11 protein-coding genes are annotated in these 12,675 nt (G+C 43.6%); 3 read left to right on the top strand and 8 right to left on the bottom strand.

Annotated elements, in window-relative coordinates; genetic code table 11:
* Positions 1-123: 123 nt before the first annotated feature.
* On the bottom strand, positions 124-1,398 hold the full coding sequence (gene glyA, locus ACQZ43_RS10040; protein ID WP_430612231.1) for a serine hydroxymethyltransferase: 1,275 nt from the start codon (positions 1,396-1,398) through the stop codon (positions 124-126).
* A gap of 114 nt (positions 1,399-1,512) precedes the next feature.
* Here glyA and fahA point away from each other — a divergent pair, with 114 nt between their 5' ends.
* Positions 1,513-2,796, top strand: a complete 1,284-nt coding sequence (fahA, locus tag ACQZ43_RS10035) for a fumarylacetoacetase (RefSeq protein ID WP_430612229.1) — start codon at positions 1,513-1,515, stop codon at positions 2,794-2,796.
* A 247-nt stretch (positions 2,797-3,043) separates the two neighbouring features.
* On the opposite strand, the gene ACQZ43_RS10030 is transcribed toward fahA, so the two are convergent.
* From ACQZ43_RS10030 to ACQZ43_RS10020, 3 genes are all read right to left on the bottom strand, one after another.
* Positions 3,044-3,640 carry a T9SS type A sorting domain-containing protein gene (locus ACQZ43_RS10030; RefSeq protein ID WP_430612227.1) on the bottom strand — a complete coding sequence of 199 codons (597 nt, stop codon included), beginning with the start codon at positions 3,638-3,640 and terminating at the stop codon, positions 3,044-3,046.
* A 266-nt stretch (positions 3,641-3,906) separates the two neighbouring features.
* Positions 3,907-4,248: a bacillithiol system redox-active protein YtxJ gene (ytxJ, locus tag ACQZ43_RS10025; RefSeq protein ID WP_430612225.1), complete on the bottom strand. Its 342-nt coding sequence runs from the start codon at positions 4,246-4,248 to the stop codon at positions 3,907-3,909.
* A 97-nt stretch (positions 4,249-4,345) separates the two neighbouring features.
* Positions 4,346-5,083: an SDR family NAD(P)-dependent oxidoreductase gene (locus tag ACQZ43_RS10020; protein WP_430612223.1), complete on the bottom strand. Its 738-nt coding sequence runs from the start codon at positions 5,081-5,083 to the stop codon at positions 4,346-4,348.
* A gap of 581 nt (positions 5,084-5,664) precedes the next feature.
* On the opposite strand from ACQZ43_RS10020, the gene clpB reads away from it, so the two are divergent.
* Complete coding sequence (clpB, locus tag ACQZ43_RS10015; RefSeq protein ID WP_430612221.1) at positions 5,665-8,277, top strand: ATP-dependent chaperone ClpB; 2,613 nt, start codon at positions 5,665-5,667, stop codon at positions 8,275-8,277.
* 122 nt (positions 8,278-8,399) lie between these two features.
* Positions 8,400-8,618 (top strand): DUF2007 domain-containing protein, encoded by a 219-nt coding sequence (locus ACQZ43_RS10010; protein WP_430612219.1) that lies wholly within the window; start codon positions 8,400-8,402, stop codon positions 8,616-8,618.
* 132 nt (positions 8,619-8,750) lie between these two features.
* Here the strand turns inward: ACQZ43_RS10010 and ACQZ43_RS10005 are convergent, their stop codons facing one another.
* From ACQZ43_RS10005 to ACQZ43_RS09990, 4 genes are read right to left on the bottom strand one after another with little or no spacing between them, the layout of a single operon-like run.
* A complete protein-coding gene (locus ACQZ43_RS10005) occupies positions 8,751-9,695 on the bottom strand; it encodes a siderophore ABC transporter substrate-binding protein (RefSeq protein WP_430612217.1) in 945 nt (314 codons plus the stop codon).
* A gap of 6 nt (positions 9,696-9,701) precedes the next feature.
* On the bottom strand, positions 9,702-10,460 hold the full coding sequence (locus ACQZ43_RS10000; protein WP_430612215.1) for an ABC transporter ATP-binding protein: 759 nt from the start codon (positions 10,458-10,460) through the stop codon (positions 9,702-9,704).
* Positions 10,457-11,404 carry an iron chelate uptake ABC transporter family permease subunit gene (locus ACQZ43_RS09995; protein ID WP_430612213.1) on the bottom strand — a complete coding sequence of 316 codons (948 nt, stop codon included), beginning with the start codon at positions 11,402-11,404 and terminating at the stop codon, positions 10,457-10,459. The genes ACQZ43_RS10000 and ACQZ43_RS09995 overlap by 4 nt, the downstream gene beginning before the upstream one ends.
* Complete coding sequence (locus ACQZ43_RS09990) at positions 11,397-12,347, bottom strand: ABC transporter permease (protein ID WP_430615646.1); 951 nt, start codon at positions 12,345-12,347, stop codon at positions 11,397-11,399. Before ACQZ43_RS09990 ends, ACQZ43_RS09995 begins: the two co-directional genes overlap by 8 nt.
* Positions 12,348-12,675 lie beyond the last annotated feature (328 nt).

Raw genomic sequence — 12,675 nt, 5'->3', positions numbered from 1 at the left:
GCAGCAATATACTGGGACTAAACCACGCAAGAGGACTGGCGCGGTAGCGTAGAACTCGAGCGGTAGCACACAAAAAAAGCAGCTTCATTGCTGAAACTGCTTTTATAAGGTATTTAAAAGGGCTTAGTACACGAACATCGCGCGTTCGCCCATCATATCATTAACTTCTTCTGCTACGGCTTCAATCACGGCCTCGTCGGTATGATTGGTCAATACGCGGTCGATTAAATCGACGATGGTTGCCATATCAGCTTCGACCAATCCGCGCGTGGTTACCGCTGGAGTTCCGATGCGGATTCCAGAAGTCACAAAAGGCGACTTATCATCGAAGGGCACCATGTTTTTATTCACGGTAATCTCTGCTTTAACCAGGGCTTGCTCGGCGTCTTTACCGCTGATGTTTTTGTTTCTCAAGTCGATCAGCATCATGTGATTGTCCGTTCCGCCAGAGATAATATCGTATCCCTTGGCTACAAATGCCGCTGCCATGGCCTTGGCATTTTTTTGTACTTGCAACATGTATTGAAAGAACTCGTCGGATAGGGCTTCGCCAAAAGCGACGGCCTTTGCCGCGATGATGTGCATCAACGGACCTCCTTGATTTCCGGGAAATACCCCACTATCCAGTAGCGACGACATCATGCGCAACTCGCCTTTAGGGGTTTTGAGTCCGAAGGGATTTTCAAAGTCTTGGCCCATCATGATCATTCCGCCACGGGGACCGCGAAGGGTTTTATGGGTGGTTGTGGTGATGATGTGACAATGTGGAACCGGGTCGTTCATCAAGCCTTTGGCAATCAGTCCGGCCGGGTGAGCGATATCGGCCATCAGTATGGCACCTACGCTATCGGCTATAGCTCTAAAGCGCGCGAAGTCCATATCTCTAGAATAAGCCGAAGCTCCAGCGATAATCATTTTCGGCTGCTCCTTGGTAGCGATTTCTTGGATTTTGTCGTAATTCAAAACGCCGGTTTCGCGATCAACACCGTAGAATACGGGTTGATACAATTTTCCGGAAAAATTCACCGGCGAACCGTGAGTGAGGTGTCCTCCATGAGAGAGGTCAAAACCCAAAATTTTATCTCCTGGCTTTAAACAAGCAGCGTATACCGCGGTATTCGCCTGTGAGCCCGAGTGCGGTTGTACGTTTACATAGGCCGCACCAAACAAGGCTTTTGCTCGGTCTATGGCAATTTGCTCAATGACATCGACCACTTCACACCCTCCATAGTAGCGTTTGTTTGGATAGCCCTCTGCGTATTTATTGGTCAATACGGATCCTGCAGCCTCCATAACTTGCTCGCTTACAAAGTTTTCTGAAGCAATTAATTCCAGTCCGTGAATTTGCCTGTCTTGTTCTTCAAGAATCAGCTCAAAAATTTGTGTATCGTTTTGCATTCTATTTGTTTACATTAAAATGATTTCAAAAATACAAAAAACGTTTGTTAATTACACGCTTAATTATATATTTGATGAACATATAAAATGAGAAACAATTAAAAAAGGCTAAATATGATAATAACTGCTAATGACCCCAAACGAAAGAGTTGGCTCGAAGTTGCGCCCGATTGCGACTTTCCCATTCAAAATCTTCCCTTTGGCGTTTTTATAACCAAAGAGGATGTTATCACCATTGGCACTCGGATTGGAAAATTTGCCATCGACATGAATGCACTGCACCAATTGGGGTATTTTAAAGGCATCGATTTAACCGACGACCTTTTTATGCAAGACACGTTAAACGATTTTATATCCTCGGGCAAAAAGACCTGGAGAGCTGTGCGCAATCGGTTGGCCGATATTTTTGACGCCGCAAATACCGCGCTTAAAGACGACAAAAAACACCGTGATATCGTAATTTTCAACATCAGCGATGTCGAAATGCAATTACCGGTATTAATAGGCGATTATACCGATTTTTATTCGAGTAAAGAGCATGCGACCAATGTGGGTATGATGTTTAGAGACCCAGCCAATGCGCTATTGCCCAATTGGCTACACATACCGGTGGGTTACCACGGCAGGAGCTCTACCATAGTGCCCTCTGGAGTAGCCGTGCGCCGACCGCTGGGACAAACCCTGCCCAAAGGCGCTTCGCAGCCGATTTTTGGCACGTCCAAACGCGTGGATTTCGAATTGGAGACCGCTTTTATTACGGCAGATGCCAATCTGATGGGCAACCCTATTCCCATAGCCGAAGCCGAAGACCACATCTTTGGCCTGGTACTCCTAAACGACTGGAGTGCGCGCGACATACAAACATGGGAATACGTGCCTTTAGGGCCGTTTTTAGCCAAAAACTTTGCCTCTTCTATATCGCCATGGATCGTGACCCTAGATGCCCTGGAGCCTTATAGAACGGCGAGTCCCAAACAAGACCCCACGCCTTTTGCCTATTTGCAACAGGAGGGCAATCGGGCTTTCGACATCAATTTGGAAGTCTATATCCAACCCGAAAATAGCGATTCGACACGGGTTACCGCCTCGAATTTTAAATATTTATACTGGACGATGAGTCAGCAATTGGCGCACCACACCATCAATGGCTGCCGAATAAACTCCGGAGATCTGATGGGTTCGGGTACCATATCGGGTAGTGCTCCCGAAAGTTTCGGCTCGCTTTTGGAACTGACGTGGGCCGGTCAAAATCCGCTCCAACTCAACGACGGCTCTACACGAACTTTTATCGAAGATTACGATACCGTTATTATGAAAGGCTTTTGCCAGAACGGCGAAGTCCGCATCGGCTTTGGTGAAGTTTCCAGCCAATTGCTGCCGAATGACGTGATTCTATAAAAAATTCAACCAGCAATTCCAAAATATCGCCAGCCGATTAATATGGTAAAAACAAAACAGTAGTAGATTCGTTTACTACTGTTTTTTATAGGTTGATTTCTAATCCCTTGGCCTGTAGCATTCAGACATAACGCTTTTTATAAAAAATCTTATCCACTACAAAGGAGGAGTTGGTTTTTTATCCCGATTTTGATGGTAAGCGGGTGGAAGTTGGGTAAAGAAATCGTTTTTGATCGCTTTAAACATGTCAGTCCACCAGCACCTTTTGAGTCACTTTATGTCCGTCGTAGTCCAGCAAAGCGAGTATGTATTGCCCCACCGGCAAATGTCGTAAAGACACCTCTTGCACTTCTATATGACCTTGAGCTACTATACGCGCTTGCAAATCATACACCTCATAATAGGTCCATTGCCGATCCGATTTCCAAAAAACTTTATCCCTAGTTGGATTTGGGTAGAGCACCACTTTTTCCGCTGGTTTTAAGCCAGTACCAATTGTGGGAGGGTGTTCTCCACAATTCCAAGCTGCCAACTTAGCAACAAAAAAAATCGGGAACACCGGAAAAAAAATAGAGGTCATCTGCAGCACATCGGGATCATCTACAAATAAGGGGCCGCTAAAATGTCCTCCGACCAAAATATTTTGGTCGTTGTCTACCGCAATAGCGGTTAATCCATCGTGATATCCCATCGGTCCTTTAATCCGGTGCAAGGCATTGCAATGCCCGGTTTCCTTGTCGAAACGACCGACATAGGGATCGGGCAAAGAACCGGAAAAACAGCGGTAGCCGAACACAAACCACACAACCAACCCAGCCAACTCCCCTCTCCAAGGGCTATGCAAAAACTGCTATTCGAATTCCACTGGAACAGGAAACTCAAAAAAAAAAAAAAAAACAAGGAAGCCATCTCGAGAAGAGAGCATCCTTGTTTTTTAAGGTTTTTCTATAAGAAAGCCAACTGCTACGACTTTGACAAGCGACCAGAACGTCCGTTTCCAAGCGAAAACAGCGCAAAAAAAGGGCTGTCTCGCGTTATGAGACAGCCCTTTTAAAACCATTGTTTTTTTAAATTTACCCGTATCGATAATTCAGGACTCAAGGTATTCTTTTACAACTTGGAATGAATAACTTTTTCCACGGCATCGGCGTCGATGTCGCTGTGTGAGGCGTGGTAAATCACTTGGTTTTTATAAATCGCAATCAACTGAGGTGATTGGTGTTCCACTTGGTAATCGGCTGCGATTTTATTGGAAATCGCTCGGTAGGCGATTAAATCCAAAAAATAAGCTTTTACCTGATCGTTTTCTTTATAGGAGCGCTCAAAGTTTTTTAACACCGTTTTGCTGACATAACAGTTGGTACTGTGCTTAAAAATCAATACAGCTGCTCGTTCGGAAAGCGCTGCTAATTCCATTAATTGCCCTTCCGATTCTAATTGTATCCATTCCATACTTGTTGCATTTTAAACAAAGTTAAGCTTTTTTTCGCGAATTTACCACTTCGACTATCCGCTTATGCGCCATAATACGAATCGGTAAATATATCCGTTATACCGCTGTGTAACCGCCATCGACCAAGATTTCGGTACCCGAAATAAACGAGGCGTCGTCAGAAGCCAAAAACAATACTGCCTTAGCCACTTCCTCCGGAGTTCCCAAACGTCCCATCGGATGCAAATCGACCAAGTCTTGTGTAGGGGCTCCGTGAATCAAAGGCGTATTGATATAGCCCGGTGCAACGGCATTGATGCGTATGCCTTTTTTTCCATAAGTAGCACCCAGGGTTTGAGTCAACAACTTAACACCGCCCTTGGCCGAAGCATAGGCCGTTACACCGATTTTACCGACAAAACTGTGTATGGAACCCGCATTGACAATCGCTCCACCAGTTCCCTGCTTCAACATCTGCATGATCGCGTATTTATCCGATAAGAAAACGCCATTCAAATTAATATCGATGGTTCGCTTCCACTTTTCGTATTCGAGTTCATCGATATTGCCGTCGTTGGCAATTCCGGCATTGGCATATAAAATATCCAATTTTCCAAATTTCTCCACGGTCTTGGCGATCATTTTTTTAACCTCCTCCTCCTTAGTTACATCGGTTTTTACAAACAAAGTTTGAAACCCCGCTTTGTTCAATCGCGTTTCCAATTCCTTACCCGCATCGGAAAAATCGGCTATTACCACCTGAGCTCCTTCTTTTACAAATAATTCAACAGTTGCTTTTCCTATACCGCTAGCTCCTCCTGTTATAATGGCGGTTTTATTTTCAAGTCTTTTCATCCTGGTAATCGGTTTTTAAACATTAATATAAGCATCCCTTATACTGTCACAAATACCATACCAGGCATTTATTAAAATTAACTACTAACCACCGTTAATCAAACCTTTTTTGGTAATTTTTAAAACATTAATCACCTATCATTGCCATATCACGCCAAAAAACAAAAAACAGACCTACAGCTGCACCCCACGAGACCAACGGTTACTTTTTGGTCCATTTTAAAGCCGTTCCGTCCCCATAAACCAGACTTCAACACGGATAGAAGAGTTACCCGAAGCAATCAGCAACGAATTAGGTTGCTATGCTAATTAAAAATACAGAGCCAATTTGTTAATAAAGAGCATTTTAATCCTGGTTATTACCTAATTAGGTTGTAAATTTATAGAAGAACGCGGGCTTCATAACCATCATTGTCCACATTCAGCCGGAATGGTTAGACATTTTGCAGCGTTTTTGCGGCATTTACCGACAAAACGTCATTAAATTGATGCTAATTTAGTCCAAAACGAGACTAATTGTCATGTTTTAACAATTGGAATATAAATTGTTTTCCTATTAACAACCAAAAAAACATAGAAAAATGAACCTAAATAATTTTACCATTAAATCGCAAGAGGCGATACAGCAGGCCCAAGTACTGGTGCAGGCCAATGGGCAGCAATTGATCGAGAACGAGCACCTCTTTAAAGCCATTTTGGCGGTAGATGAGAACGTGACCCCCTTTATCTTAAAAAAATTAAACATCAACATCGACTTGTTCAAACAGATTTTGGACAGTACCATATCGAGTTTTCCCAAAGTGAGCGGGGGTACGATTAGCTTATCCAGAGAAGCCAATACGGCTTTGACCGAGGCCAGTGCCATAGCCCAAAAGATGGAAGACGAATACGTTTCTATAGAGCACTTGATTTTGGCCATTTTTAAATCCAAAAGCAAGGTTGCACAAATCTTAAAGGACCAAGGGGTTACCGAGAAGGATTTGACCGCGGCGATTACCGAAATTCGCGGTGGGGCGCGCGTGACTTCCGCTTCGGCAGAGGAGACTTATAATGCCTTAAATAAATTTGCCAAGAACCTCAATCAGCTGGCCAAAGACGGCAAGCTCGATCCGGTAATTGGGCGTGATGAAGAAATTCGCCGCGTGCTGCAAATTCTATCGCGACGAACCAAAAACAACCCGATGCTAGTGGGCGAGCCCGGTGTGGGTAAAACCGCTATAGCGGAAGGACTGGCGCGTAGAATTGTACAGGGCGATGTTCCGGAAAACCTCCAAGACAAACTGGTATTTTCCCTGGATATGGGTGCGCTAATAGCGGGTGCCAAATACAAGGGTGAATTTGAAGAGCGCCTCAAATCGGTGGTAAAAGAAGTGACCTCCTCCGACGGTAACATCATTTTGTTTATCGATGAGATACACACTTTAGTCGGCGCAGGAGGTGGTGATGGCGCCATGGATGCGGCCAATATTTTAAAGCCGGCCTTGGCCCGTGGAGAACTTAGAGCTATAGGAGCCACCACCTTGGACGAGTATCAAAAATACTTTGAAAAGGACAAGGCCTTAGAGCGTCGTTTCCAAAAAATCCTGATTGATGAACCCGATACGGAAAGTGCGATTTCGATTTTGCGCGGTATCAAGGAAAAGTATGAAGCCCACCACAAGGTGCGCATCAAAGACGAAGCGATTATCGGAGCAGTAGCCCTATCACAACGCTATATCACCAACCGTTATTTACCGGACAAAGCGATTGACTTGATGGACGAGGCTGCCGCTAAGCTGCGAATGGAAATCAATTCAAAGCCCGAGGAACTCGACGTTTTGGATCGTAAAATCATGCAATTGGAAATCGAAATCGAAGCGATTAAACGCGAAAACGACGAAAACAAGCTCAAAATTCTCGGATTGGAATTGGCCAATTTAAAGGAGGAGCGCAACGATATTTATTCGAAATGGAAGGCGGAAAAAGATGTGGTGGACAGCATTCAAAACATCAAGCTCGACATCGAGAATTACAAATTAGAAGCCGATAAAGCCGAGCGCGAAGGCGATTACGGCAAGGTAGCGGAATTGCGATACGGCAAAATCAAGGATGCCCAGGAAGCGCTGCAAAAACAACAGTCGCAGTTGGACGAAAACCAAAAGGGCCACACCCTGATCAAGGAAGAGGTTACCTATGACGACATCGCCGAAATCGTAGCCAAATGGACGGGGGTTCCGGTGACCAAAATGCTGCAAAGCGAACGCGAAAAACTGCTGCATTTGGAAGCGGAATTACACCAACGCGTGGTGGGTCAGGAAGAGGCTATTGAAGCGATTAGCGATGCGGTTCGACGCAGCCGATCGGGCTTGCAAGACCCTAAGAGACCCATTGGATCGTTCCTGTTTTTGGGAACCACCGGTGTGGGTAAAACGGAATTGGCCAAGGCCTTAGCCGAATACCTCTTTGACGATGAAAACGCCCTGACTCGTATCGATATGAGTGAGTATTCCGAACGCCACAGCGTGAGCCGATTGGTCGGTGCACCTCCGGGATATGTCGGATATGACGAAGGCGGACAATTGACCGAGGCCGTGCGACGCAAACCCTACTCCGTAGTATTGCTCGACGAGATCGAAAAGGCGCATCCAGATACCTATAATATTTTATTACAGCTGTTGGATGAAGGGCGATTGACCGATAACAAAGGGCGATTGGCCGACTTTAAAAACACGATCATCATCATGACTTCCAATATAGGAAGCCAGGTGATCCAAGAGAAATTTGAACAGGCCAATGGCGATATCGAGCGCGCTTCGGAAAGTGCGAAGACGGAGGTTTTAAATATTTTAAAGCAAACTGTACGTCCGGAGTTTATCAACCGTATAGACGAAATCGTCATGTTTACACCGCTTACTCGTGCCAACATACACGCGATCGTGAGCTTACAATTAAAAGGGGTTACCCAAATGCTGGCCTTGCAACACATCACCCTGGAAACCACCCCGGAAGCTATAGACTATTTAGCGACCAAGGGATACGACCCACATTTCGGAGCGCGTCCGGTTAAAAGAGTGGTACAGCGCGAGGTTTTGAATCAGCTTTCCAAAGAGATTTTGGCAGGCAAGGTGCAAGCAGACTCCATAGTTATCTTAGATTGTTTTGACAACCAGCTGGTTTTTAGAAACCAACCGGAGCTACCTCAAACTGCTGTTTAAGCACTGAGGATCACCTTCACACAAAGAGGCTTTTAAAAAGTCTCTTTTTTTTGTTAATAAAACCTTATTTTGAGGGGAAATCCATTTGTTTTCCCTACTTTTAGTAGATAAAAAATAAGCTTATGAACCACGTACGACTGTTTTCGGGAAGTGAAATCACCACTTTAGCCGTCAAAGACATTTTAGAAGAAAACAATATTGAATTTATCTTAAGAGACGATATTCAGTCTGCCATCAGTGCGGGTTTTGGAAGTGCCGATAAGGCGGTACACGTGTTTGTGTACACTTCGGATTTGCCCAAGGCACAGCAACTGCTGCTCGACAACAACATCACCGAATAAAACAAAAAAACCTCTCCAATACGAGAGGTTTTTTTTTGGCTCAACACTTCGAAGGGCTTTTGCCCCGCAACAAAAAGGGGATGCCCATACAGCATCCCCTCTTGGTGAACTAACTAATAATTAACAAAACGATTATTGTATGGCTCGTTCAATTTCATCGACCATCATCGATACCGATTCCAGTCCTCCTCCAGATAAATACCACACGTCTGGTGATAAAAAGATAATTTTATCGGTTTTGTAGGCTTTGGTGCGCTCGATTAACGCATTGGAAAAGGCTTCTTTATTCAATTCGTTCTTTTTGATAGCCGCTCCTCTATCGATGACAAAGAGGTAGTCGGGATTGATTTTTTGAATAAACTCATTGGATACTGATTGACCGTGCGTGGCTACTTCAATATTTTGATCGGCGGGCTTTACTCCAAATACATCGTGGATGATTCCAAATCGAGAACCCTTTCCGTACGCGCTGTATCGGCCTTCATTAATCAATACAATCAATCCGGTTTTATCGCTTTTTTCCGTTATTGTTTTGATGTTGGCAATTTTGGTATTGATTGCCGCCAAGTCCTTCTCCACTTCGGCTTCTTTGTCAAACAGCACGCCTAATTGACGGGCGTTTTTCTCAAAAGACCCGAGGTAATCGTCTTTGTCGATATCGAGGTAAATCGTCGGTGCAATTTTGGAAAGCTCGTCGTATAACTTGGATTGTCTGGCCGAAATAACGATTAAATCCGGTCCTAACTCGTTGATTTTTTCAAAATTGGGATCCATTAAGTTACCGATGTCTACGATGGAGTCGTCTTCGGCATATTTACTCAAGTACCCCGGCAAATTCGCCTTGGGTAAACCGGCAATTTTAATCGATAGCTTGTCGAATGAATCGATGATGCCGTAGCTTAACAGCACGACTTTCTTGGGGTTTTTAACCACCTCTGTCGTTCCCAATTGATGGGTAATCACCAGGGTTTCGGCAGGCGCCAATTGTTCTGTAGCCGCATTATCGGCTACTTTATCCTTGCAAGCGGTGGTCATAAAGAAGGCCAATAGCAGGCCCGATAAAATTATTTTTCTCATAATTAACTATTTAAAATATATACAAAATTTTTGGTTACAATTATCTATGATTGTCATGTCGATTCCGAAGATATCCTTCATGATATCGGGGCGAATGATCTCATCTGTCTTTCCAAAATGCTTGATTTTGTGATTTTTAACCGTAGCGATATAATCGGCATAGGAGGAGGCAAAATTGATGTCGTGTACGACGATAATAATCGTTTTGCCGTATTGGTCTGCGAGTATTCGCAGTATTTTCATGATTTCTACCGAGTGCTTCATATCCAAGTTATTCAGTGGCTCGTCCAGCAAAATGTATTCGGTGTCCTGCACCAAAACCATCGCCAAAAACGCCCTTTGCCGCTGCCCACCACTGAGTTCATCGAGGTAGTAGTCGGCTATAGCCGTCAATCCCATAAAGGCCAAAGATTCGGCGATTTTATCCATATCGAGCTTGCCGAGCTTGCCCTGAGAATGAGGAAAACGCCCAAAGGAGACCAATTCCCTAATGGTCAATCGAATATTGGGCTGATTGGATTGCTTGAGTATTGACAATCTCTTGGCAAAATCGCGGTGACTCATCTTCATCACGTCCTGATCGAGCAAGTGAATCTCGCCGGAATTCTTGGTTACCAATCGGCTGATAATGGACAATAGGGTGCTTTTTCCCGTTCCATTTCCGCCGACTAAACAACTTATTTTTCCCTTGGGAAAGGTGATGGAAACATCGTCTAAAATGATTTTGTCACCGTAGGATTTGGATATATTCTGAACTGCTATCATGATTTGCTGGTTTTTAACAGGAGGTAGATAAAATAGATACCGCCTATAAAATTGATAATGATACTAATGGTCGTCGACATATTAAAGAGGTGCTCGACCAAATACTGCCCGCCTATTACAGTAATCGATGTCAGTAAGCAACAGGCGAAAATGAGGGTTTTATGGTTGTTTGACTTGATCAATTGGTAGGTTAAATTGGCCACCAATATGCCCAAGAAAGTGATGGGTCCGACCAAGGCCGTAGCCACAGCGACCATCACCGAGATAATCATCAGATTTTGACGCACGACTTTGTTGTAATCCACGCCCAGGCTGATCGCGTTTTCCCGTCCTAAGGACAAGACGTCGAGCTGCCTAAAAAAACGACTGCCATAGACCATGGCCAACACGAGTATAACCGCGGAAAAGCCGAGTAAATTGAGGTTGATTTTATCAAAACTCGCAAACATGGAGCCCTGTAAAATCATAAATTCATTGGGATTTAATATCACCACTATAAAGGAAGTGATACTGCGAAAGAGCGTGCCCAACAACAAACCGACCAACAGCAATAGGTATATACTCTTGGATTCTTTTTTAAACACCAAGTAATACAAGCCCAAAGCAAAGAGCAGCATCAGCCCTACCGACAGTATAAAATTCCATTCACTGCTTAGCACCTCAAAGGTTTCATCGCCATAAACAAAGACCAAAACCGCTTGAATCAACAGAAAAAAGGAATCAAAGCCCATGATAGAAGGCGTTAAAATACGATTGGACGCTATGGTTTGAAAAACGATCGAGGAGTAGGCAATACAACAGGAAATCAACAGCATTGCCCCCACTTTATACGCCCGACGCGGCAATACATAGTCGAGCTTGCTACCGGTGTAGGTAAACATAAAAACCGCTATTAACACCAGTAATAACAGCAACATGATTGAAATGGGTTTATGTTTAAACATGTTTGGTCTTTTTTAATAACATCGCTAAGAAAATCACTCCGCCAATGATGCTCACGGTTAAGCCAATTGGAATTTCATAGGGAAAAATAACCAGTCTGCTGATGATGTCGCAAACCAATAAAAAGCCCGCTCCCATCAAGGCGGTATAAGGCAAGGTCTTCTTTAAATTATCGCCAAATATCATGCTGACGATATTGGGTATAATCAGGCCTAAAAAGGGAATAACCCCCGCCGTTAACACGACTACACTGGAAGTAATCGCCACGAAAATCAAGCCGATATAAGTAATCTTTTTATGGTCTAAACCCAAGTTCTTTGCCGTGTCTTCGCCCAAGCCAATAATCGTAAACTTATTGGCGTAGAAATAACAGAGTATCACTATGGGTATGCCGATATATAAAATTTCATAGTTTCCTTTGATAATAGACGAGAAATCGCCGATCATCCAACCTTCCATATTCTGAATCACGCCAAATTTAAAGGCGAAAAAAGTCGAGATGGCATTTAAGATGTTTCCGAAGACAATTCCGATTAGGGGAATAAAAATCAAACTCTTGTATTTTACGGTATCGGTTATCCTCAAAAACAGCAAACTCGCCAGCAGTGCAATCGAAAAGGAAAACAACATCTTGGTCATCATACCTCCAGCGGGAAACAAAATCAAACTAAACAGAATCCCCATTTTGGTTGCATCTAGGGTACCCGCCGTGGTTGGCGAAACAAATTTGTTCATCGAAATTTGCTGCATGATCAACCCGCAGATACTCATACCTACCCCGGCAATTAGTATAGAAATCAAGCGGGGAATTCTACTGACCACAAACACCAAAACCTCCTCGTCATTTAAGTGGTATATATCAGAAAAGGTAATTTCTTTAACTCCAACAAACAGGGAAATCAACGATAATAGTACTAAACAAAGTAACAGCAATCCTTTTATTATCATCAGTTCTTATTTAGACTTAAAATAAATAACTACAAACTTAACGAAAATATGGAAGACAGCAAAATTGCGACGGCGCTTTTAAGGGAAAAAAGCCCTTCTCAAAATAGGGTTCTCCCAAAAATACACAGCCAAAAAAATACTACTAACCAAGGCTTTATAATCAAAAAGGGATTCTGATAAAAAATTACGGCTTCGATCGATAAAATGACAAAACTGGAAAAAGTATAAAAAACAAATTTTAAGGACAAAAAAATTCAGCGGAGTCCATAAAAAAACACCCGTATAGACGGATGTTTGAGAAGGGGGTAACAGGGACTTGTTTCCC

Source organism: Flavobacterium sp. JP2137, from assembly GCF_050562195.1.
Classification (GTDB): domain Bacteria; phylum Bacteroidota; class Bacteroidia; order Flavobacteriales; family Flavobacteriaceae; genus Flavobacterium.
The sequence above is the reverse complement of the archived record's forward strand: the minus strand, read 5'-3'. Positions and strand labels throughout refer to the sequence as shown.